This window comes from Kitasatospora sp. MBT66 (assembly GCF_000710405.2).
Lineage (GTDB): Bacteria > Actinomycetota > Actinomycetes > Streptomycetales > Streptomycetaceae > Kitasatospora > Kitasatospora purpeofusca.
This window is the reverse complement of sequence record NZ_JAIY01000013.1, coordinates 38,927-60,588: the sequence shown is the minus strand read 5'-3', so window position 1 is coordinate 60,588 and position 21,662 is coordinate 38,927. Positions and strand designations below refer to the sequence as shown.

At 73.0% G+C, this 21,662-nt stretch carries 17 protein-coding genes, 1 tRNA gene, 1 other RNA gene and 1 riboswitch; of the genes, 3 read left to right on the top strand and 16 right to left on the bottom strand.

Annotated features, from left to right (window positions below; translation table 11 throughout):
- Positions 1-8: 8 nt before the first annotated feature.
- A riboswitch (guanidine-III (ykkC-III) riboswitch) is annotated at positions 9-73 on the bottom strand.
- A gap of 258 nt (positions 74-331) precedes the next feature.
- Positions 332-406 (top strand) — tRNA-Cys (locus BI06_RS33725).
- Between the two features lie 121 nt (positions 407-527).
- On the opposite strand, the gene BI06_RS33720 is transcribed toward BI06_RS33725, so the two are convergent.
- The 6 genes from BI06_RS33720 to BI06_RS33695 all read right to left on the bottom strand — a co-directional run bounded on the left by BI06_RS33720 (position 528) and on the right by BI06_RS33695 (position 7,958).
- The gene (locus tag BI06_RS33720) at positions 528-2,855 is read right to left on the bottom strand and encodes a xanthine dehydrogenase family protein molybdopterin-binding subunit (protein ID WP_082558878.1); all 2,328 of its coding nucleotides are present in this window, start codon (positions 2,853-2,855) and stop codon (positions 528-530) included.
- Entirely contained in the window at positions 2,852-4,111 is a 1,260-nt protein-coding gene (locus tag BI06_RS55650; protein ID WP_369826301.1) for a 2Fe-2S iron-sulfur cluster-binding protein, read from the bottom strand. Before BI06_RS55650 ends, BI06_RS33720 begins: the two co-directional genes overlap by 4 nt.
- A complete protein-coding gene (locus tag BI06_RS54075) occupies positions 4,108-4,974 on the bottom strand; it encodes a xanthine dehydrogenase family protein subunit M (RefSeq protein ID WP_051742572.1) in 867 nt (288 codons plus the stop codon). The genes BI06_RS55650 and BI06_RS54075 overlap by 4 nt, the downstream gene beginning before the upstream one ends.
- A gap of 325 nt (positions 4,975-5,299) precedes the next feature.
- Entirely contained in the window at positions 5,300-6,910 is a 1,611-nt protein-coding gene (locus BI06_RS33705; protein WP_043474765.1) for a beta-N-acetylhexosaminidase, read from the bottom strand.
- Between the two features lie 96 nt (positions 6,911-7,006).
- Positions 7,007-7,288 carry a DUF3039 domain-containing protein gene (locus BI06_RS33700; RefSeq protein ID WP_030394272.1) on the bottom strand — a complete coding sequence of 94 codons (282 nt, stop codon included), beginning with the start codon at positions 7,286-7,288 and terminating at the stop codon, positions 7,007-7,009.
- A gap of 85 nt (positions 7,289-7,373) precedes the next feature.
- The gene (locus BI06_RS33695) at positions 7,374-7,958 is read right to left on the bottom strand and encodes a YqgE/AlgH family protein (RefSeq protein WP_030394273.1); all 585 of its coding nucleotides are present in this window, start codon (positions 7,956-7,958) and stop codon (positions 7,374-7,376) included.
- A gap of 318 nt (positions 7,959-8,276) precedes the next feature.
- Between BI06_RS33695 and murA the strand changes: the two genes are divergently transcribed.
- Positions 8,277-9,650 carry a UDP-N-acetylglucosamine 1-carboxyvinyltransferase gene (murA, locus tag BI06_RS33690; RefSeq protein ID WP_051742537.1) on the top strand — a complete coding sequence of 458 codons (1,374 nt, stop codon included), beginning with the start codon at positions 8,277-8,279 and terminating at the stop codon, positions 9,648-9,650.
- Between the two features lie 115 nt (positions 9,651-9,765).
- Here murA and BI06_RS33685 read toward each other — a convergent pair whose 3' ends face one another.
- From BI06_RS33685 to ftsE, 8 genes are all read right to left on the bottom strand, one after another.
- On the bottom strand, positions 9,766-10,047 hold the full coding sequence (locus BI06_RS33685; RefSeq protein WP_030308200.1) for an HU family DNA-binding protein: 282 nt from the start codon (positions 10,045-10,047) through the stop codon (positions 9,766-9,768).
- Positions 10,048-10,605: 558 nt separating this feature from the next.
- Positions 10,606-12,078 carry an NAD-dependent malic enzyme gene (locus BI06_RS33680; protein WP_043474763.1) on the bottom strand — a complete coding sequence of 491 codons (1,473 nt, stop codon included), beginning with the start codon at positions 12,076-12,078 and terminating at the stop codon, positions 10,606-10,608.
- Between the two features lie 454 nt (positions 12,079-12,532).
- The gene (locus BI06_RS33675) at positions 12,533-14,833 is read right to left on the bottom strand and encodes a UvrD-helicase domain-containing protein (RefSeq protein ID WP_043474760.1); all 2,301 of its coding nucleotides are present in this window, start codon (positions 14,831-14,833) and stop codon (positions 12,533-12,535) included.
- A 128-nt stretch (positions 14,834-14,961) separates the two neighbouring features.
- Positions 14,962-15,343, bottom strand: a transfer-messenger RNA (tmRNA) gene (gene ssrA / locus BI06_RS45595).
- 86 nt (positions 15,344-15,429) lie between these two features.
- A complete protein-coding gene (gene smpB / locus BI06_RS33670) occupies positions 15,430-15,906 on the bottom strand; it encodes an SsrA-binding protein SmpB (protein WP_043474758.1) in 477 nt (158 codons plus the stop codon).
- A 44-nt stretch (positions 15,907-15,950) separates the two neighbouring features.
- Positions 15,951-17,099: a S41 family peptidase gene (locus BI06_RS33665; RefSeq protein ID WP_043474756.1), complete on the bottom strand. Its 1,149-nt coding sequence runs from the start codon at positions 17,097-17,099 to the stop codon at positions 15,951-15,953.
- A 122-nt stretch (positions 17,100-17,221) separates the two neighbouring features.
- On the bottom strand, positions 17,222-18,133 hold the full coding sequence (ftsX, locus tag BI06_RS33660) for a permease-like cell division protein FtsX (RefSeq protein WP_030394279.1): 912 nt from the start codon (positions 18,131-18,133) through the stop codon (positions 17,222-17,224).
- A gap of 76 nt (positions 18,134-18,209) precedes the next feature.
- On the bottom strand, positions 18,210-18,899 hold the full coding sequence (ftsE, locus tag BI06_RS33655; protein ID WP_030394280.1) for a cell division ATP-binding protein FtsE: 690 nt from the start codon (positions 18,897-18,899) through the stop codon (positions 18,210-18,212).
- Between the two features lie 350 nt (positions 18,900-19,249).
- On the opposite strand from ftsE, the gene BI06_RS33650 reads away from it, so the two are divergent.
- Complete coding sequence (locus tag BI06_RS33650; protein WP_030394281.1) at positions 19,250-19,444, top strand: hypothetical protein; 195 nt, start codon at positions 19,250-19,252, stop codon at positions 19,442-19,444.
- Between the two features lie 103 nt (positions 19,445-19,547).
- On the opposite strand, the gene prfB is transcribed toward BI06_RS33650, so the two are convergent.
- Together prfB and BI06_RS33640 are read right to left on the bottom strand one after the other, a co-directional pair.
- Positions 19,548-20,660, bottom strand: a complete 1,113-nt coding sequence (gene prfB, locus BI06_RS33645) for a peptide chain release factor 2 (protein ID WP_030394282.1) — start codon at positions 20,658-20,660, stop codon at positions 19,548-19,550.
- Positions 20,661-20,763: 103 nt separating this feature from the next.
- Positions 20,764-21,662 (bottom strand): serine/threonine-protein kinase (locus tag BI06_RS33640; protein ID WP_043474754.1); only part of this gene is annotated, 899 nt, incomplete at its 5' end.

The window sequence follows — 21,662 nt, the reverse complement described above, 5'->3', positions numbered from 1 at the left end:
CCGCTGTCACTGCGCCGTCTTGTCGTGACCGGGTACGACGCGCTCGTCCGGGGCGGCCGCGAGGACCACCTGTTCCCGACCGTAGCACACCCGGTCGGGAATCCCGCCACACAGAATTTACAACAGGATATTGACGCTCCGCCCGGTATTCCGCCAGACTGAATTCATCAACACGGCGAACGACGACAAGGAGTCGGACATGGACAGGAGGACGGCGGCCCTCGCGCCCCGCACCTGCACCACCGCTCCCCGGTGTTGTCGCGCCTGTCGCTGCTGCCGCTGCGCCTGAGCGCACCCGCAGTTCCAGCCCGCACCACCAGCCCCACCCCATGGCCGTGTGCCCGAGTGGTTTAGGGAACCGCCTGCAAAGCGGTGCACACGGGTTCGATTCCCGTCATGGCCTCCAGAAAACGAATTGCCGGTCCGGCGCCGAAATGGCGCCGCCCGGCAATTCGTCGTGCTTTCCGAAACAGAACGCGGGCCCCGGGGGATTCCGCGCTCCTGCGGAATCACCCGGCGGCACCGGCTCAGCCGGTGACGGCGTCCTCCGGGCGGATCGGCAGCCGGCCCACCGGCAGGCCGGTGGCGGCCCGGACCGCCGCGGCCACCGCCGCCGGCGCGGTCACGGCCGGCACCGCGCTGACCGCCTTGGCCCCGAACGGCGCCACCACGTCACGCTCCTCCAGCAGGGCGGCGACCCGGATCTCCGGGGTGTCCAGCGCGGTCGGCAGCCGGTAGCCGGTCAGCGAGGGGTTCGCCAGCACGCCGCCCTCGGTACGGAGGTCCTCCAGCAGCGCCAGGCCGACGCCCTGGGCGACCCCCGCCTCGATCCGATCCTCGATCTGCCGCGGGTTCAGCGCCCGGCCGACCTCCTGGGCCACCGTCACCTCGACCACCCGGACCGCGCCCAGCTCGATGTCCACGTCCACCACCGCGCGCATCGCGCAGAACGCGATGGAGACGAAGGCGTCGCCCTGGCCGGCCTCGTCCAGCGGCTCGGTCGGGTGCGGGCGGCACTGCGCGGTCGCCCACAGCTCCTTGCCCTCCAGCGCCTCGGCCACCGGCATGCCGAGCACCCCGTCGTACGAGGTGATCTTGCCCTCGGCGATCTGCAGCAGCTCCACCGACATCCCGAAGTCGGCGGCGATCGGCTGGAGCAGCTGGTGGCGGACCATCAGCGCGGCCCGCTCGACCGCGCCGCCGGACACCCAGGTGTGCCGGCCCCGGGCCGCCGGCCCGGCCACCGCCTGGTCGCTGTCGGCGGGCGCGATGTACACCTCGCTGACGCCCAGCACGCTCTGCACGATCTGCCGGGCCAGCGTGGCGAAGCCCTGGCCGGCGTCGACCGCGGCGCAGATCACCGTGGCGTGGTCGCCGCTGACCCGCACCGTCGCGGTGGCGACCTCGTCCTCGCCCTCGGCGCCCAGCATGTGCACCATGCCCAGCGCGTAGCCGATCCCGCGCCGCACCGCGGCCGGGTCGCCCGCGCCGCCGGGCCCGCCCGGCAGCAGCCATTCGGCGTCCGGGTCGTCCACCGGCAGCGCCGGCAGCGGCTCCGCGGCCACCGCGTCCAGCAGCGCGGCCACCGGCGCCGGGCAGGTGACGGCCTGTCCGGTGGGCAGCGGGTCGCCGGTCGCCATCACATTGCGCCGGCGGACCTCCACCGGGTCCACGCCGATCCGGGCGGCCAGCTGGTCCAGCTGCGACTCGTAGGCGAAGCACGCCTGCAGCGCGCCCTCGCCGCGCATCCGTCCGGCCGGCGGGTTGTTGGTGCGCACCGCCCAGGCGTCCACGAAGACGTTGGGGCAGTTGTACGGGCCGACCGAGAAGGCGGTGGCGGCGGCCAACGCCTCGGCCGAGACGTCCGCGTAGGCGCCGCCGTCCAGCAGGATCTGCGCCTCGACCTTCACCAGCGTGCCGTCGGCGTCCGCGTGGTGGCGGTAGCGCAGCAGCGCCGGGTGCCGCGAGGTGTGGGTGTGGAAGGACTCCTCGCGGGTGAGCGTCATCTTCACCGGACGGCCGGTGCGCAGCGCCAGCAGCGCCAGGGTGACCTGGAAGGAGAGGTCCTCGCGGTCGGAGGTGGCGCCGGGCACGCCGGTGACCACCAGCCGGACCCGGTCCGGCTCCAGGCCCAGGCAGGTCGCGGTGCGGTCCCGGTCGCCGTGCGGGTCGGTGGAGGACAGGTGCAGCTCGACGCCGCCGTCCGGGCGCGGCACGGCCAGGCCGGCCTCGGCGCCGAGCGGGGCCGGGTCCTGTCGGCCCACCTGGTACAGGCCCTCGACGATGATCTCGCCGGCCGCGTCCGGGTCGCCGGTGCGCAGCGGCAGGTGGCGGAAGAGGTTGCCGTCCGGGTGCAGCGGCGGGGCGGTGAAGGCCTGCTCGGGGTCGGTGACGGCCTCCAGCGGCTCGTACTCGACGACGATCAGGCCGACCGCGAGCCGGGCGGTGTCGGGGTGGTCGGCGGCGACCGCGGCCACCGGCTCGCCGTGGTGGCGGACCACCCCGGCGGCCAGCACCGGGCGGTCGGCGACGATCGGCCCGGAGGGCGCGCCGTCCGGGCTGCCGTCCGGACCGGCCGGCAGGTCGGTGGCCGTGACCACCGCGTGCACACCGGGCAGGGCCAGCGCGGCCGAGGTGTCGATGCCGAGGATCCGGGCGTGCGGGTGCGGCGAGCGCAGCACCGCGCCCCACAGCAGGCCCTCGGCCCACAGGTCGGCGGCGTACGGGTAGATGCCGAGCGCCTTGGGCAGGGCGTCGCTGCGCAGCGGGGAACTGCCCAGCCCGAACGGCTCCGTCGCGCCGCCCGCGTCGCCGTCCTGCTGGGGTGCTGCGCCGATGTCGGTAGGCGACGTCATGATGCGTGGTCGTCCTCGGGGAGCCGGATGCCGTGGGCGGGGGTGGCGCCGTACGGGACGCCGGCCTGGGCGGTGCCCTCGGCCGGGACGCCGTGCGGGGGTGCGGGGACGTACGGCGTGCCGTGCGCGGGGGTGGCGGGGGTCTCGTAGACCGGGCCGTCGTACGCCGAGGCGGTGTCGTAGCCGGGCTGCTGCGGGTAGCCGCCCTGGTCGGGGTAGCCGGTCCCGGGCAGGTAGGTGCCGTGCGCCGGGGTCGCGCCGGGGTACGGCTGCTGCTCGGGGTAGCCCTGGGCGGGGTAGAACCCGGTGGACCCGTCGGCCTGCTGGGGCGGGACGTCCCGGACCGGGGCCAGCACGGTGGTGTCGTACACCCCGCTGTCGTAGCCGCCCTGCCCGTCGTAGCCCCCCCGGCCGTCGGGGGCGCCGTGACCGTCGGGAGCGCTGTGCCGGTCGGGCGTGCCGTGCCCGTCCTGGGTGCCGTAGCCCGTGCCGACTCCGGCGCCGGTGCCGGCCGTGGTGCCGGCCTCCTCCGTGCGCGGCTGCGGAACGTGCTCGATCCAGGTGTTCTCGGTGTAGACGGGCAGGTCTGCGGTCTGCGGTCCGGGGTCCGCGGGGGCGGCCGCGGCGGGTGCGGCGGCCCGGTCCGCCGGGGCGGCCGCGGCCTCCTCGGCGGCCGCCTCCGCGGCGCCGGCCACCGCCGCGCGCGCGTCGGCGACGGTCTGGACGGCGGCCAGCGCGCCCCGGTAGCCCGTGCACCGGCAGAGGTTGCCGCACAGCGCCTGGCGCGCCTCGACCTCGGTGGGCCGGTGGTTGCGCTGGAGCAGGTCGTGCACGGCCATCGCCAGGCCGGGCACGCAGTAGCCGCACTGCACCGCGCCGGACTCGGCCAGCGCCTGCTGGACGTCGCTGGCGCCGCCGCCGGCCGACAGGCCCTCGACGGTGTTGATCTCGCTGTCCTGGGCGAGCGCGGCGGGCACCAGGCAGCCGGCCACCAGCTGGCCGTCGACCTGCACCGAGCAGGCCCCGCACTCGCCCTGCTCGCAGCCGTCCTTGGCGCCGGCCAGGCCCAGCCGCTCGCGCAGCACGTAGAGCAGGCTCTCGCCGATCCAGGCGTCCGTGACGGGCCGTTCGAATCCGTTGACCCGCAGGGTGTACGAGGTGGTCGGCCGCAGCTCCCGGCTGACCTGCGGCGCGTGGTCGTGCGCGTGGTCGAGCAGCCCCGCGTCCAGGGCCTCGATGGGGTGGTCTGTGGTCACTTGAGCGCCCTTCCCAGTGCCCGGCGGGCCAGCACGGCTACGGTACGCCGCAGACGGACGGCGGCCGCGCTCGGCCCCTCGGTGACGGCCTCCCAGGCGCCCTCCGCGCCGTAGCCGTCGGGGACGCAGGCCGCGGCCACGTACTCGCCGAAGGCCGCGGTCGCGGCGGGGTCGATCTCCCGCGAACCGTCCCAGTCGATGCAGCCCGCGACCCAGGCCTCGGCCTCCAGGGGCCGCAGCGGGACCGGGGCGACGGCACCGACGGCGCAGCGCACGGCGCGCCGGGCCGGGTCCAGGACGAGGGCGACGGAGGCGGTGGCGCGGGCCGGGCCGCTGCGGCCGGTGGCCTTGAGGAAGACCTGCGGGGCGTGCAGCAGCGGCACCCGCACCCAGGTGAGCAGTTCGCCGGGCCGCAGCGGGTCGAGACCGGTCAACAGGTGACTGACCGGGACCTCGCGGGTGGCGCCGGCCCGGGCCAGGGTGACGCTGGCCTCCAGCGCCGCGAGCACCGGCAGGGTGTCCCCGGCCGGGGCGGCGGTGGCGATGTTGCCGCCGAGGGTGCCGACGTTGCGGACCTGCGGGGGGCCGGCGGTGCGGGCGGCGTCGGCGAGCGCCGGGATCAGGGCGGCGAAGTCCGGGCGGTCCATCCGGGCGTGGGTCAGCCCGGCGCCGAGGACCGCGGTGCCGCCGTCCTCGTAGCGCCAGCCGCGGAGTTCGGTGATCCGGCCGAGGCCGACCAGCGAGGCGGGGCGGAGGCGTCCGGCGTTGACGGCCTCCATCAGGTCGGTGGCGCCGGCCACCGGCACCGCGGCCGGGTGAGCGGCCAGCGCTTCGACGGCCTCGTCGAGGGAGGCCGGCAGCATGATCGTCCGGTTCACCTGGGTCCCACCGTGCTCCACTTGCTCATCGATCGCCTGCCGCCCGCGGCCCCTGGACCGGGGTGTCCGCTCCGGCAGCCCGGCCTGGCCCGTAGGGTACGGGCGATCGGGCCGGGTTGGGCAACTCTGGCACACAATGCTCGATGATCATTTCGGGACAGGCGAACGGTACTGCCCGATTGGGACCGATACCGGGCGGTATCCGCCCCGGTCCGGTTCGGACCGGGGCGGATGTTCATCTGTTCTTGACGTCCGACGACCGCCCGGAAGTTCCCGCGGGCCGTCCGGTCCGGACCGCCGGCCGTGCGGTTCAGACCGCCGGCGGGGGTCCTTCGATCGGTCGGCCCACCACTCCCGGCCGGGTCTGCCACGGGTGCGGCCCGCCCGCCGGGCGGTACTCGACGCCGAGCGCGTCCAGCACCTCCAGATGGCCGGCCAGCCGCTGTTCGAAGCCGGCGAAGTCGCGCGCGGCCGGGTCCGCGGGCAGCGCGGACCAGGCGACCTCGGCGAAGGCCGCGAGCCGGGGGAAGGCCCGGTAGTCGATGTCCCGGGCGCTGTCCATGAACTCGCTCCACAGGTTCGCCTGGGTGCCGATCACCCGGCGCGCCGCCTCCTCGTCCAGCTGGGCCGGCACCGGTTCGAACCGGTAGACGTCCTCCAGGGTGCGCACGAAGCCGACCGGGATCGGCTCCTGCTCCCCCGCTGCCTGCCGGTGGTCCAGGTAGACGTGCTGCTCGGGGCACATCACCACGTCGTGCCCGGCCTGCGCGGCGGCGATCCCGCCGCCGTAGCCGCGCCAGGACGACACCGCGGCGCCCGGGGCGAGGCCGCCCTCCAGGATCTCGTCCCAGCCGATCAGCCGGCGGCCGCGCTCGGCCAGCCAGCGGTCGAAGTGCCGGATGATGTGGCTCTGCAACTCGTCCTCGTTGCTCAGGCCCAGCTCGCGGATCCGCGCCTGCGCGGCCGCGCTGTCCTTCCACTGCTCCTTCGGGCACTCGTCGCCGCCGAGGTGGACGAACTCGGACGGGAAGATCTCCAGGACCTCCTCCAGTACGCCCTCGAAGAACCGCAGGGTGGCCTCGGAGGGGTTGAGCACGTTGTGGCTGACCCCCCAGTCGGTCCACACCCCGAGCGCCCCGGTGTCCACCACGTCGGTGTTGCCCAGCTCGGGGTAGGCGGCCACGGCGGCCTGGGTGTGGCCCGGCAGGTCGATCTCGGGCACCACCGTGACGGCCCGCTCGGCCGCGTAGGCGACGATCTCGCGCAGGTCGTCCTGGGTGTAGAAGCCGCCGTGCGGGCGGTCGTCGCGGCGCCCGGCGGACCGGTAGCCGACCATCGAGCGCTCGCGCCAGGACGCCCGCTCGGTGAGCCCGGGGTAGCGCTTGATCTCCACCCGCCAGCCCTGGTCGTCGGTCAGGTGCAGGTGCAGCACATTGAGCTTGTGCGCGGACAGCTGGTCGACGAAGCGCAGTACGTCGGACTTGGGCAGGAAGTGCCGGGCGACGTCCAGCAGCGCCCCGCGCCAGCCGAACCGCGGCTCGTCCGCGAGGTCGACGCCGGGCAGCACCCAGCCGGACGGGCGCAGCGGCGCGCGCCGGTAGGCGTCCGGGCCGAGCAGCCGGCGCAGCGTCTGGGCGCCCCAGAGCGCGCCGGCCGGGCCGCCGGCGGTGACCACCGCGTGGCCGGGGCGCACCGAGAGCCGGTACGCCTCACCGGCGAGCGCCGGGTCGAGGAGCAGTTCGACGCCCTCGCCGGGCCGCCCCGGGGCGAGCGGCAGGCCGGTGGCGGCGGTCAGCGAGGAACGCAGCCACCGTTCGGCCCCGGCCAGCTCCGGCGGCGCGGTCAGGGTGGTCGTCCGGTCGAGCGGGAAGTCCTGGTCCGGGAGGCGGACGGAACTCACGGGGGCAGGGATGAGGTCCATTGCGCCATCCTGCCCCGACCCCGACCAGTGGCATAGACCACTCGGGAAACGCGGCACCATGCAAAACGGTGGTGTGCGGAACGGGCGGGACGCGGGCTACTTGCCCTTGTCGCCGTCCCCGTCCTGCGGCTTGCCGATGCCGTCGTAGATCTCCTTGCACATCGGACAGACCGGGTACTTCTTCGGGTCGCGACCGGGCACCCACACCTTGCCGCAGAGCGCCACCACGGGGGACCCGGAGAGCGCGCTCTCCATGATCTTGTCCTTCTGGACGTAGTGCGCGAAGCGCTCGTGGTCGCCGTCCCCGTGGGACACCTGCGGGACGGGCTCGACCAGGGTGCCGGTGCCGAGGCCGCGCTCGGGCTCAAGAGTGCTCATGAGTGCCAAGTCTATGGGCGCCCCGGAGAAGCGGGCCAGTGTCGCGGCGCCGGTGTGACGGCGCACCTTCGATTCCGAGCCGGATTCAGTTCAGGGTCGGATCGTCCGGATAGGTCGCCAGCAGCGCCAGCGGCCCGCGCTGGCGCCGCAGTACCGCCCGCCACAGCCGCTCCGGCTCCGGGCTGGAGATGTCCCCGGGCTCGCAGTCCACCAGGTACCAGGCACCGGTGGAGATCTCCGACTCCAGCTGCCCGGGCGCCCAGCCCGCGTAGCCGGCGAAGATCCGCAGCGCCCCCAGCTCCCCGGCCAGCACCTCGGGCGGCGCCTCCAGGTCCACCAGGCCGATCGCGCCGTGCACCCGGCGCCAGCCGAGCGGCTCCCCGGTGCCCGGCTCCCCCGGCGCCACCGCCAGGCCGAGCGCCGAGTCCAGTGCCACCGGACCGCCCTGGAACACCACCGCGGGCAGGCCGACCAGCACCCCCCAGCCGTCCAGCACGCTGCCGACCTCGACCGGCGTCGGCCGGTTCAGCACGACACCGAGCGCCCCCTCGGCGTCGTGGTCGAGGAGGAGCACCACCGCCCGGGCGAAGTTCGGGTCGGTGAGCACGGGCGTCGCGACGAGCAGTCGGCCGGTGTGGGACCGGCCTCCGTGCGAATGGGCCGCCGTCATGCCTCACATGATCCCGCAGAACCCCCGGCGACGGCACCCGAAACGGCGACCGCACCGGCCACCCGGCCCCGCCCGACCCGCTCGCCACGAACACCCGTACGGACGCACCGGCGCGCGCCCCGGGGCCCGGGGAGAGCACCATCACGGGAGAGGCTCACAGGAACCATCGGCACGACCACTACCATCTACTGATGGTGGACGCCCCTCCACGGTGCCGACTCGGTCACACCGGGGGCCCGACGCGCCCGTGAAACGCTCCACCGACCGGCTCGTCGCCGAGCCCGCCCCACTCCTCTGGCACCCCGGATTGCGAGAACGATGACCGACGACGTCCTGCTGGTCCACGGCGGAAACCCGCTCGAAGGCGAGATCCGCGTCCGCGGTGCGAAGAACCTGGTCCCCAAGGCCATGGTCGCGGCCCTGCTCGGCCAGGGCCCCAGCAGACTGCGCAACGTCCCGGACATCCGCGACGTCAAGGTGGTCCGCGGCCTGCTGCAGCTCCACGGCGTGACCGTGCGCACCGGCGACGAGGACGGCGAGCTGATCCTCGACCCCTCGCACGTGGAGAGCGCCAACGTCGCCGACATCGACGCGCACGCGGGCTCCTCGCGCATCCCGATCCTCTTCTGCGGCCCGCTGCTGCACCGCCTCGGCCACGCCTTCATCCCGGGCCTGGGCGGCTGCGACATCGGCGGCCGTCCGGTCGACTTCCACTTCGAGGTGCTGCGCCAGTTCGGTGCCACCATCGAGAAGCACCCGCAGGGCACCTACCTGGTCGCCCAGCAGCGGCTGCGCGGCACCCGGATCGAGCTGCCCTACCCCTCGGTCGGCGCGACCGAGCAGGTGCTGCTCACCGCCGTCCTCGCCGAGGGCGTCACCGAGCTGCGCAACGCGGCCATCGAGCCGGAGATCGTCGACCTGATCTGCGTGCTGCAGAAGATGGGCGCGATCATCACCCTGGGCACCGACCGCACCATTCTCATCACCGGTGTGGACGAGCTGGGCGGCTACAACCACCGGGCGCTGCCGGACCGGCTGGAGGCCGCCTCCTGGGCCTGCGCGGCGCTGGCCACCAAGGGCGACATCTACGTCCGCGGTGCCCGCCAGCTGGAGATGATGACCTTCCTCAACACCTTCCGGAAGGTCGGCGGCGCCTTCGAGGTGGACGACGAGGGCATCCGCTTCTGGCACTCGGGCGGCGAGCTCAAGGCGATCGCCCTGGAGACCGACGTGCACCCCGGCTTCCAGACCGACTGGCAGCAGCCGCTGGTCGTCGCGCTGACCCAGGCCACCGGCCTGTCCATCGTGCACGAGACGGTGTACGAGTCGCGGCTGGGCTTCACCGGCGCGCTGAACCAGATGGGCGCGCACATCCAGCTCTACAGCGAGTGCCTGGGCGCCACCCCGTGCCGCTTCGGCGCCCGGAACTTCCAGCACTCCGCGGTGGTCTCCGGCCCGTCCAAGCTGATCGGCTCCGAGCTGGTCATCCCGGACCTGCGCGGCGGCTTCTCGTACCTGATCGCTGCGCTGGCGGCCGAGGGCACCTCGACCGTGCACGGCATCGACCTGATCAACCGCGGCTACGAGAACTTCATGGACAAGCTGCGCGACCTCGGCGCCCACGTCGAGCTGCCGAGCGAGCTGCCCGCGGTGGCCGCCGGTGAGCCGAGCGGCGCGCTCGTCGACGCCTGACCGGTGCGTCCGGCGGCCCTCCGGGGCCGCCCGGGCCGCCGAGGCCCCCGGAGAACGAACAGGAGGCCGGGTCCCCACGAGGGGGACCCGGCCTCCCGGGCGTTCAAGGGGTTGTTCAGGCGCCCTTGGCGGCTTCCTTCAGCTTGGAGCCGGCGCTCACCTTGGCGCTGTAGCCCTCGGGGATCTGGATCGGCTCGCCGGTCTGCGGGTTGCGGGCGGTGCGGGCCGCGCGGTGGGTGCGCTCGAAGGTCAGGAAACCGGGGATGGTGACCTTCTCGTCGCCCTTGGCGACGACCTCGCCGACGATCTCGGCGAAGGCGGCCAGAACGGCGTCGGCGTCCTTGCGGGTCACCTCGGCGCGCTCGGACAGCGCGGCCACCAGCTCACTGCGGTTCATGTGTACTCCTGTGGTCTGTTCGCTTGCGGTGTGCCGGGGCCCGTCGGTACTCCCACCGGGAGGCACCCCGATGGGCCGCGGGTCCGCACACTGTGCTCATGCAGGCAATGCGTGGTCGCGGGCCGGGTCCGCACCCAGTGCCGCGCGCCGTGCCTTCGAAGGCCCGCCTGCCTGCCCGGATACGAATCCTGCCCCGACCGGCCCCGAGAAAGCCAATCGGGCCCCGGCGGAACGACCCGAACAGCGCCCGCCCGCCGGAGGTGTGACGCTCCGTCGGCTCCGGCGGACCGGGCGCGGGCGGCGGTCGGGACGACGCGCCGGAAGACCAGGGGGACGTTCCGTACTTGTCGGACACGCCTGCCCCGTGCAGGGCTACCGTACGCCCTAGGTCCGACAAGCCCAAACACGCCCCTCGCCCTTGTGTCGCAAGGGTTCGGGGCGGGAATGGGCGGGTACGACCGTTAATCGGTCATTTGATCGATCCACGTCACCGCGCGGGCACCGCCGCGGAAGCCGGATGGCGGGCCCGGCGCAGGGGCCCGTCGACGGATTCCGGGGTCAGAGCCGCACAGCGGGGAAGGACGCGGTGTCGAGCGTGCCGACGATGCCCGGGGTCGGGCGGGACGGCGCGGGCGCCTCGGAGGTGGCGGCCAGGGCGGCGTCCCGGACGGCGGCGGCCACGGTCTTGGCCACGTCCTTGTGGAACACGCTGGGGATGATGTAGTTCGGGTTGAGCTCGTCGTCGCCGACGGTGGCGGCCAGCGCCCGGGCGGCGGCGATCATCATCTCGGTGTTGACGGTGCGGCTCTGGGCGTCCAGCAGGCCGCGGAAGACACCCGGGAAGACCAGCACGTTGTTGATCTGGTTCGGGAAGTCGCTGCGGCCGGTGGCGACCACCGCGGCGGTCTGCCGGGCCACCGCCGGGTCGACCTCCGGGTCCGGGTTGGCCAGCGCGAAGACGATCGCGTCCGCGGCCATGGTGGCCAGGTCCTCGCCGTCGAGCAGGTTCGGGGCCGAGACGCCGATGAAGACGTCGGCGCCCGCCACGGCCTCCTTGAGGCTGCCGGTGCGGCCCGAGCGGTTGGTGTGGTCGGCGATCCAGCGCAGGTTGTCGTTGAGGTCGTCGCGGCCCTGGTGGACCACGCCCCGCACGTCCGCCACGGTGGCGTGCTCGACGCCCGCCGCCATCAGCAGCTTGAGGATCGCGGTGCCGGCGGCGCCGGCGCCCGACATCACCACCCGGATCTCGGAGATCTCCTTGCCGACCACCTTGAGCGCGTTCATCAGCGCCGCCAGCACCACGATCGCGGTGCCGTGCTGGTCGTCGTGGAAGACCGGGATGTCGAGGGCCTCGCGCAGCCGGGCCTCGATCTCGAAGCAGCGCGGCGCGGAGATGTCCTCCAGGTTGATGCCCGCGAAGCCCGGGGCGATCGCCTTGACGATGGCCACGATCTCGTCGGTGTCCTGGGTGTCCAGGCAGATCGGCCAGGCGTCGATGCCGGCGAAGCGCTTGAAAAGGGCCGCCTTGCCCTCCATGACCGGCAGCGCGGCGGCCGGGCCGATGTTCCCCAGGCCCAGCACCGCGGAGCCGTCGGTGACCACGGCGACGCTGTTGCGCTTGATGGTGAGGCGGCGGGCGTCCTCGGGGTTCTCGGCGATCGCCATGCAGACCCGGGCGACACCCGGGGTGTAGATCATCGAGAGGTCGTCACGGTTGCGGATCGGCAGCTTCGAGGACATCTCGATCTTGCCGCCGAGGTGCATCAGGAAGGTACGGTCCGAGACCTTGCCGATCGTGACACCGTCGATGGTCCGGAGCTTCTCGACGATCTCCTCTCCGTGCGCCACCGAGCTGGCCGCCACGGTCACGTCGATCCGGAGTGCCTCCAGGCCGGAGGCCGTGACGTCGAGGCCGGTCACCGAGCCGCCGGAGGACTCCACGGCCGTGGTGATCGCGCTGACGGCGTTGCCCGTGGCCGGGACCTCCAGCCGTACCGTGATCGAGTTGGAGACACTGGGCACCGTCGCCATCGACGTTCCTTCTTCCGTCTGTCCGTCCGCGAGTTCAACAAATTGTTGAAGTCCCTCGCCTGCGCATGCTAGACCTCGATCGTCGCACCTACCAGGGCACAGTCAGAAATAACGTTCATTGAGTGTGCGGACCCGACAACTTCTTGCCTCCGGCGCCCGATGCGTTACATTGGACGGGACACCGGCTCGATCCAAGCCCCCGGGCCCAACCTTCGTCCCTTCGAGGGACCACTTGCCGCGAGGCGAGCATGGCGGGTCGGTGTCGTAGCTTCTGAAGGCCCCTCACCCACCGGGTGAGGGGCCTTCTTCGTGCTCCCGCAGTGCTCTCGCGGTGCTCCGCGTCAGCACTCCGCCGCCGTGCCCGCGCAGCGGCCCGGCAGCCCGGCGACGGCCGGTCCGGGCGGACCGGCCGTCACACTCCGTCAGGTGCCCGCGCAAGCGGACGGCGGCGCGCTCAGCCGCGCAGCAGCGCGGGCGTCCCGGCCGCATCGGGCAGGTCGTCCGGCCCGGACAGCACGGTCAGCCGCTGGGTCGCCCGGGTGAGCGCCACGTACAGCACCCGCAGGCCCGCCTCGGACTCACCGGCGATCCCGGTCGGATCGGCGACCACGGTCGCGTCGTACTCCAGGCCCTTGGCCTCCAGGCTGCCCAGTGTCACCACCCGCTCGCCCAGTCCCTCGGCCCAACGGGCCGCCTCGGCCCGCCGGTCCATCGGCACCACCAGGGCCACCGTGCCGTCCACCTCGCCCAGCAGCAGCTCCAGTTCGGCCCGGGCGGCCGCGCCGAAGGCCTCCGGCGAGGGGTCGGTGACGGCCGCGAACCTCGGCTCGACGCCCACGTGCCGCACCGCGCTCGGCGACGGGGTGCCCGGCGCGGCCAGCGCCAGCACCTTGGCCGCCACCTCGGCGATCTCGGCCGGGTTCCGGTAGTTCACGGTCAGCGTGTAGCGGCGGCGCGGCTTGCCGGACAGCACCTCGTCCAGCGCGGCCTGGGCCTCCTGCGGGAACGGCCAGGAGGACTGCGCCGGGTCGCCGACGATGGTCCAGGTGGCCATCCGGGCCCGGCGGCCGATCATCCGCCACTGCATCGGGGTGAGGTCCTGCGACTCGTCCACGATCACATGGGCGTACTCGGTGCGCTCGGCCGGCACCCTCTCCCGCTGCCGGGCGTTGCGGTCGGCGAAGGTGGTGACCTCGTCCAGACCGGTCAGCAGGTCCGCCGCGTCGACCTCGCGGAACTTCGGCCTGGCCGGCTCGCCCAGCAGCAGCTGCAGCTCGTCCACCAGCGCCACGTCGTGCGCCGACAGCGCGCCCTCGCCGTGCTCGGACAGGTGCCGCCAGGAGGCGGCCAGCACCTTCGACTCCTCCGGCGTGACCGCGCCGCGGGCGATCCGGTTGGTGTTCCGGGACTGCTTCAGGGTGCCGAGCACCGCGCGCGGGGTGACCGCGGGCCACCAGGCGTCCAGGAAGGCCAGGAACGGCGCCTCGTCCGAGACGTACTCGTCGAAGGCCTCCTTCTCCTCCTGGCGCCGCTCGCGGGCGTAGTGGTCGGCCGGCCTGGGCAGGTCGCGGACGGCCTCCTGCCAGAGCGCGTCCAGCAGCAGCCGGCGGGCTCGCGGGCGGAGCAGGTTGAGCGGGGTGCCGCCGGAGCCGACGACATTGCCGCGCACGGTCCTGAGCCGGCCCGCGTCCAGCCGCAGCACCTCGCCGCGGGCGACCACCTTGAGCTCCTGCGGGGCGCGCAGCTCCAGGGTCGCCCTGGCGGCCCGGCGCAGCAGCTGGACCATCCGGGCCGAGCCCTTGATCCGGGCCGCCCGCGGGGTGTCGTAGGTGCCCGCCTCGATGCCGTCGACCAGCGAGCCGACCGCGCGGATGGCGACCTGGCCCTCCTCGCCGAGCGAGGGCAGCACGCCCTCGGTGTAGGAGACCAGCAGCGGGGTCGGCGAGACCACCAGGATGCCCCCGGCGTACCGGCGGCGGTCCTGGTAGAGGAGGAAGGCGGCACGGTGCAGCGCGACCGCGGTCTTGCCGGTGCCCGGCCCGCCGGTGACCAGGGTGGCCCCGGCCGCGGGGGCGCGGATGACCTCGTCCTGCTCCTTCTGGATGGAGGAGACGATGTCGCGCATCGTGTGGCTGCGGGCGCGTCCGAGCGAGGCCATCAGTGCGCCGTCGCCGACCACCGGCAGTTCCTCGCCGTCCAGGGTGGGGGTGAGGTCGGGGCGGAGCAGGTCGTCCTCGACCCCGATCACCTTGCGGCCCTTGGAGCGGATCACCCGGCGGCGGAGGACCCGGCCGGGCTCCAGCGGGGTGGACCGGTAGAACGGCGCGGCGGCGGGCGCCCGCCAGTCGATCACCAGCGGACCGAACTCGGCGTCCAGCACGCCGAGCCGGCCGATGTGCAGGGTCTCGGCGACGGTCGGGTCGGCCGGGTCGAGCGGGGTGTTCGAGGGGATGCCGTGCTCCTCCGGGGCATCGGCCTGCTGGAGGTCGACCCGGCCGAACAGGAAGTCCTCGAACTCGTTGTTGAGCCGCTGGAGGTGCGCGCCGGCCCGGTACACCTGGGCATCGCGCTCGGCGAGCGCGCCCGGAGTTCCGACGTGCACCCGCTTGGCGGCGTCCTCGAGGATGTACTCGGCCTCGGCGAGCTTCTCCTCCAGACGGTGGTAGACGGTGTCGAGGTGGCGTTGCTCACCGGCGATCTCGCGCGCGCGCACTGTCTCGTGGTCGGTGGCGGTGGTGTCCGTGTTGCTCTGCATGGCCTCGGTGGTTGCGGCGGAATCCCGCTCCGGGATACGAGCGGACGGACGATCCTACGCCCAGGCCGGGGGAAACGTGAAGGCCGCCCTCCGCAACGCGGTGGACGGCCTTCACTGTGAACATGGGGTGGTGGAGATGCCGGGAATCGAACCCGGGTCCAGTGGAGTTAATTCAGGGCTTCTCCGAGCGCAGTCCGCTGTGCTTTTCTCGGCCCTGGCAGTCACACGGACAAGCCGCCAACAGGCCCAGCTGCTGTTTGATTTCCCATCCACCCTCGCAGCCCGGGCGGACGGTTGAGTTCCCTAGATTATGCCAGGGTCCGGGTCGGGAACTCCCCGGTCTGACACCCAAGCGCTATCGGTGCTTATTAGGCAGCGAGAGCGAACTGCTGGGAATCGCGCTTAGAGTTGGCGATTATTTTTTTGCGGCATGTGGTTAACGAGATCATTGCCGCGTTCCTCGGCTCGCTTCCCCTGTTTCAACATCCCCTGTCGAAACCGATCATCCCCATGTTTTTTTGAGAAACAGCGCGGACGGTGACCGTCCTTGTTGCTGGCGCCATCCTACGCGAGGCGACCAGCGGGGGTCCAGCCGATTAACTCTGGCGTCGCCGGGCGGCCGCCACGGCGCGTGCCGTCTCGCGGGTGTCCTGCTTCTCGCGCAGGGTCTGCCGCTTGTCGTAGAGCTTCTTGCCGACCGCGAGGGCCAGTTCGAGCTTCACCCGGCCGTCCTTGAAGTACAGCGAGAGCGGGACGAGGGTGTGGCCGGCGTCGCGGACCTTCGTCTCGATCTTCTGGATCTCCATCCGGTGCAGCAGCAGCTTGCGCTTGCGCCGGGCCGCGTGGTTGGTCCACGTCCCCTGGGTGTACTCGGGGATGAAGACGTTGTCGATCCACGCCTCGTGGTTCTGGATGTAGGCGTAGCCGTCGACCAGGTTCGCCCGCCCCTCCCGCAGTGACTTCACCTCGGTCCCGGTGAGCACGAGGCCGCACTCGTAGGTGTCGAGGATGGTGTACTCGTGTCGCGCCTTCTTGTTCTGCGCGATCAGCTTGTGTCCGGTTTCCTTTGCCATAGCGCCGTCATTCTCGCACCTCCGGCCGTGTTCCAGCAGCCCCTTTACGTGCGGCTGCCGAGACCGGCGAGCACCCGCAGGGCGAGCGCGTCCGCGTCCTCCGCGGCGCCCGCCGGGACGTCCGGGGCCAGCCCGGCGCCCTCCGGGGAGCGGCCGGCCGGGGTGTAGTAGCGGCCGACGGTGAGTTCCAGCACGGCGCCGTCGGCGAGCCGGCTGGGCTGCTGCACGGTGCCCTTGCCGAAGGTCCTGCTGCCGGCCACCACGGCCCGGCTGCGGTCCTGGAGGGCGCCGGTGAGCAGTTCGGCGGCGCTCATGGTGCCGCCGTCCACCAGCACCACCAGCGGGGTGCGCTGGTCGCCGCCGGGCGGGGCGGTGAGCTCGCGGGTGCCGCCGCGGTCCTGGTAGGAGCCGACCGGGCCGCCGTCCAGGAAGGCCCCGGCGGTGCCGACGGCCTCCTCGACCAGCCCGCCGGAGTTGCCGCGAAGATCGAGCACCACCCCGGCGTGCGCGCCGCGCACGGCGGCGCGCACCTGCTCGGCCACGCCGGAGGTGAAGGCCCGGACGGCGATCCGCACCACGCCGCCGGCCAGGTGCTCGACGGTCACCTGCTGGCTGTCCAGCAGCGCCCGGCGCAGCCGGACCTCGCGGACGTCGCCCTCGCCCCGCCGCAGCTCCAGCACCACCTCCGAGCCCGCCTGCCGCTCGGCGCCCTCGCGTCCGCGCAGCCGGGCGACCACCTCGGTGACCGGCAGCCGGTCGGCCTCGTCCTCGCCGATCCTCAGCAGCCGGTCGCCGACCGCGATCCCGGCGGCGGCCGCCGGACCGGCGGGCAGCACCTGGGAGACGGTGGTGACGCCGTCCTCGCCCCGGCCGACCGACAGGCCCACGCCCAGGTAGCGGCCGTCCAGGCCCTGACTGAACTCGGCGTACTCCTGGGCGCTGTAGTACGCGCCCCAGCGGTCCCCGGTGGCGCCGATCAGATGCTCGGCCTGCTGCTCGGAGAGGTTCGCGCCGGCCGGGTCCTGGCCGGCCCCGAGAGGCGCGGCGACGGCCTGGGCGGCGTCCGCCGAGGGCGGGCGCGCCGCCGCGCCCGGCTCGCCCCAGGCGCCGGTGGCGGCCCCGGCCAGCAGGACCACGCCGAACACCAGGCCGAGGGTGGCCGCCTGACGGGTCGCACGGGGAGAGACGGGCATGGCACCGGAGTCTAGGCGCAGGCCGTCACGAGCAGGGCCGCAACGGACGGCGGCGGAACGCGGGCGGCCCCGGACGGCGCAGTGCCGTCCGGGGCCGCCCGGTCGTCCGGAGCGTCGTCCGGTCAGACCTTCAAGTACTTGCGGAGGGTGAAGAAGGCCGCGATGCCGGCCATGCCCATACCCACCACGACCAGCAGCGGTATCACCGCGAGCACCGAGGAGAGGCCGATGAAGTGGATGAACTGCACCCGCTCGGCCAGCCAGTTCTGGACGAAGAAGTGCCCGCCGAGCAGCAGGCCGGAGGCCATCACCGCGCCGAGCAGCGCGGAGAACGCGGCCTCCGCGATGAACGGCATCTGCACGTAGAAGTTGGAGGCGCCGACCAGGCGCATGATGCCGGTCTCGCGCCGCCTGCTGAACGCCGACACCCGGACGGTGTTGACGATCAGCAGCAGGGCGACGAAGAGCATCAGCACCATGATCACGAAGGCCGCCGTCTGGAGGCCGTTCAGCAGGCCGAAGAGGTTCTCCAGGATCTTCCGCTGGTCCTCGACCGACTTCACGCCGGGCTTGCCGGCGAAGGCGCTCTGGATGACGTCGTACTTGGTCGGGTCCTTCAGCTTCACCCGCCAGGACTGCGGGATGGCGTCCGGGCCGAGGACGGAGATGAGCGGGTTGTCCGGGTTCATCTCCTTCCAGTGCTTGTACGCCTCGGTGGAGTTCTCGAAGGTCGAGGTCTGGACCACCGAGTCCATCTTGTCCAGCTGGGTCTTGATGTCGGCGATCTGCTGGTCCGTGGCCGCGCCCTTGTCGCACTGGGGCGAGTTCCGGGCGTCGGCCTTGGTGCAGAAGTAGATGCTCACCTCGACCTTGTCGTACCAGTACCCCTTCATGGAGTTGACCTGGTCGCGGACCAGGAGGGAGGCACCGGCGAGGGCGAGGGAGAGCGCGACACTGACGACGACCGCGATGGTCATCGTCAGGTTGCGGCGGAGACCCACACCGATCTCCGACAGGACGAACTGGGCGCGCATGCGTTCAACAACTCCAGGGTCGGTACTGCTGGTCGGAGGAGGCGGGCGGACGGCCCACGGGTTCAGCGCCGAGCGGTCAGTGCTGGTACCCGTAGACGCCGCGGGCCTGGTCGCGGACCAGCAGCCCCTTGTCGAGCTCGATGACGCGCTTGCGCATCTGGTCGACGATGGCCTGGTCGTGGGTGGCCATCAGCACCGTGGTCCCGGTGCGGTTGATGCGGTCGAGCAGTTTCATGATGCCGACCGAGTTCTGCGGGTCGAGGTTGCCGGTGGGCTCGTCCGCGATCAGCAGCATCGGGCGGTTGACGAAAGCCCGGGCGATCGCGACGCGCTGCTGCTCACCACCGGAGAGCTCGCCGGGCATCCGGTCCTCCTTGCCGCCGAGGCCGACCAGGTCGAGCACCTCGGGCACCACCTTGCCGATGGCGCTCTTCGGCTTCCCGATGACCTCCAGCGCGAACGCGACGTTCTGCGCGACCGTCTTGTTCGGCAGCAGCCGGAAGTCCTGGAACACGGTGCCCAGCTGGCGGCGCATGTGCGGCACCTTCCAGTTGGACAGCTTGCCCAGGTCCTTGCCCAGGACGTGCACCTCGCCGGTGCTGGGCCGCTCCTCGCGCAGGCACAGCCGCAGGAAGGTGGACTTGCCCGAGCCGGACGAGCCGACCAGGAAGACGAACTCACCCTTCTCGATCTCCAGCGAGACGTTGTCCAGGGCGGGACGGTTCTGCTTGGGATAGGTCTTGGAGACGTTGTCGAATCTGATCACGGCTGCATCACGGAGGCCATCCTAGGCGGCGCCAGTCCTCGGTCGATCCGCCCCTCGGCATGCCCGCCCGGGGGCGGGCGAGGGGAGCGGAACGGCCGCTCCCGGCTTGGGACCATACGCGAAGGCCCGCCCGGCCCGCAGGTTCAGGGAGTGACAGCGGCAGAAAACTGGGGGAGAATGCCCGGTTATGCCCTGAAAATTGGGAGCCATCTCACAGCCCGGGGGCCGGAACGGCCGGAACCTGGCAGAGTGGAGGGTGCGGTCGGGCCCGACCGCTCCGCCGCACAGGGCACAACAAGGAACCAAGGCCCGCTCCGGTGCGTTGGCAGTAGCAGCGAGGAGGAGATCGCATGACCTGCGACCATCTGGTGTGCGCCAACTGCAACGGCCGCGTCAGCGACGGCCGCTGCCCCGCCTGCCGGGCCACCCGGGCCAGGCTGCAGGAGCAGCAGGGTCCGTTCGCCGCGCTCTCCCCCGCGATGCTGCTGGCCGTACTGGCCGGGCTGCTCGCGGTGGTGCTGCTCGCGCGGCAGGCACTGGCCTGAGGAAGGTACCGGCGGTACACGTACCCCGCGGTACACGGACGTACGGGAAGGGCCCCGACCGGAACTCCGGTCGGGGCCCTTCCCGTATGTCCACCGCTGTCGACTACTGCGCGGCGGTCTCGCGCTGCTTGCGCCAGCGGATGCCGGCCTCGATGAAGCCGTCGATGTCGCCGTCCAGCACGGCCTGCGGGTTGCCGGCCTCGAACGCGGTCCGGACGTCCTTGACCATCTGGTACGGGTGCAGCACGTAGGAGCGCATCTGGTTGCCCCAGGAGCTGCCGCTGTCCTTGAGCGCGTCCATCGCGGCGCGCTCCTCCTGGCGGCGCCGCTCCAGCAGCTTGGCCTGGAGGACGTTCATCGCGGACGCCTTGTTCTGGATCTGCGAGCGCTCGTTCTGGCAGGAGACCACCACACCGGTCGGGATGTGCGTGATGCGCACCGCCGAGTCGGTGGTGTTGACGCCCTGGCCGCCGGGGCCGGAGGCGCGGTAGACGTCGATGCGCAGCTCCGACTCGTCGATGTCGACGTGGTCGGACTGCTCGACGACCGGGAGCACCTCGACGCCGGCGAACGAGGTCTGCCGGCGGCCCTGGTTGTCGAAGGGCGAGATGCGGACCAAGCGGTGGGTGCCCTGCTCGACCGAGAGGGTGCCGTAGGCGTAGGGCGCCTTCACGGTGAAGGTCGCGGACTTGATGCCGGCCTCCTCCGCGTACGAGGTGTCGTAGACCTCGGTCGGGTACCCGTGCCGCTCGGCCCAGCGCAGGTACATGCGCATCAGCTGCTCGGCGAAGTCGGCGGCGTCCACGCCACCGGCCTCGGCGCGGATGTTGATCAGCGCCTCGCGGGCGTCGTACTCGCCCGACAGGAGGGTGCGGACCTCCAGCTCCTCGACCGACTTGGCGAGGGCCGTCAGCTCGACCTCGGCCTCGGCGCGGGTGTCCGCGTCGTTCTCGGCCTCGGCCAGCTCGAACAGGACGCCCAGGTCGTCCAAGCGGCCGCGGAGGCCCTCGACCCGGCGCAGTTCGCCCTGGAGGAAGGAGAGCCTGCTGGTCACCTTCTGCGCGTTCGCGACGTCGTCCCACAGGCTGGGGGCCGCTGCCTCCTCCTCCAGGACCGCGATGTCGGCCCGGATCTTGTCCAGGTCGAGGACGGCCTCGATCGACCCCAGGGTCGTATCGAGGTTCTTGAGCTCTTCGGAAGGATCGACGGCTGCCACGCCCCCAGGGTAATGGTTCCCGGGGTGCACATGACGACCCCGGGGGCCTCCGGGGCCCGGAGTGCGCCGTCGGGGCGGCCGCCCGGGGCGCGGGCGGCGTCGGTCAGGGAGCCCGCGGAGCCGTCGCGGAGGTGGCCGGGCGCGGGCCGGGACCGGCGTCCGGGACGGTCGCGGCGAAGGCGGTCCAGGCCGCCGCGGCCCCGGCCAGCAGCAGGATCGTGGCCAGCAGCACGGCCAGCATCCGGCGGCGGCGCAGCAGCGCCTGGCGGTCGCGGCGGTGGGCCGTGCCCGGGGCGGTCCGCTGGGCCCGCGACTCGGCCGCGTAGGTGGCCAGCTCGTGCGCGGAGGGGCGGCGCAGGCTGGTGTGGGTGTCCCGGGTGGAGTCCGGGGCGGCGCCCGGCACCAGCGGGACGGCCGGGCCGCGGCGGCGCTTGTGGGTGCCGGGGGCGGCGTCCACCTCGGCGTAGACCGCCTCGCCCGGGGTCAGCTGCTCCTCGGCCGGCGCCCGGCCCTGCTGCGGGACGGCCAGCACCGGCAGTCCGGCCAGGGCGGGCAGCTGCTCGCGCAGCCGGGCCGCCAGCTCGGCGGCGCGCAACCGCGAGGCCGGGGCCTTGGCCAGGCACTCGGCGATGATCCGCCACAGGCCGTCGGGCAGGCCGGGGATCGGCGGCACCTGCTCGGTGACGTGCCGGCGCAGCACCGCCCCGGTGTGGCCGCCGCCGAACGGGGTGAAGCCGGCCAGCAGCTCGTAGAGCACGGTGGCGAGGGCGTAGATGTCGACGGCGGCGCGCGGCTCCAGGCCCTCGATGATCTCGGGGGCGAGGTAGTCGGGGGTGCCGATGATCCTGGTCGCCCGGGTGCGGCGGGGGGCGTCGACCAGCCGGGCCACCCCGAAGTCGGTCAGCTTGGCCCGGGGCGCGCCGCCGGGCCCAGGGGCGGCGGACAGGTCGAGCAGGACGTTCTCCGGCTTGACGTCGCGGTGCACGATTCCGGCCGCGTGGG

Coding starts and splice junctions, on each gene's coding strand:
- BI06_RS33675 (WP_043474760.1), bottom strand. CDS start 14,833: ATGCAGAGCAACACGGACACCACCGCCACCGACCACGAGACAGTGCGC.
- BI06_RS33680 (WP_043474763.1), bottom strand. CDS start 12,078: ATGGCGACGGTGCCCAGTGTCTCCAACTCGATCACGGTACGGCTGGAG.
- smpB (WP_043474758.1), bottom strand. CDS start 15,906: ATGGCAAAGGAAACCGGACACAAGCTGATCGCGCAGAACAAGAAGGCG.
- murA (WP_051742537.1), top strand. CDS start 8,277: ATGACCGACGACGTCCTGCTGGTCCACGGCGGAAACCCGCTCGAAGGC.
- BI06_RS33650 (WP_030394281.1), top strand. CDS start 19,250: ATGACCTGCGACCATCTGGTGTGCGCCAACTGCAACGGCCGCGTCAGC.
- BI06_RS33695 (WP_030394273.1), bottom strand. CDS start 7,958: ATGACGGCGGCCCATTCGCACGGAGGCCGGTCCCACACCGGCCGACTG.
- BI06_RS33685 (WP_030308200.1), bottom strand. CDS start 10,047: ATGAACCGCAGTGAGCTGGTGGCCGCGCTGTCCGAGCGCGCCGAGGTG.
- BI06_RS33720 (WP_082558878.1), bottom strand. CDS start 2,855: ATGACGTCGCCTACCGACATCGGCGCAGCACCCCAGCAGGACGGCGAC.
- BI06_RS33705 (WP_043474765.1), bottom strand. CDS start 6,910: ATGGACCTCATCCCTGCCCCCGTGAGTTCCGTCCGCCTCCCGGACCAG.
- BI06_RS54075 (WP_051742572.1), bottom strand. CDS start 4,974: ATGCTGCCGGCCTCCCTCGACGAGGCCGTCGAAGCGCTGGCCGCTCAC.
- BI06_RS33665 (WP_043474756.1), bottom strand. CDS start 17,099: ATGCCCGTCTCTCCCCGTGCGACCCGTCAGGCGGCCACCCTCGGCCTG.
- ftsX (WP_030394279.1), bottom strand. CDS start 18,133: ATGCGCGCCCAGTTCGTCCTGTCGGAGATCGGTGTGGGTCTCCGCCGC.
- BI06_RS33700 (WP_030394272.1), bottom strand. CDS start 7,288: ATGAGCACTCTTGAGCCCGAGCGCGGCCTCGGCACCGGCACCCTGGTC.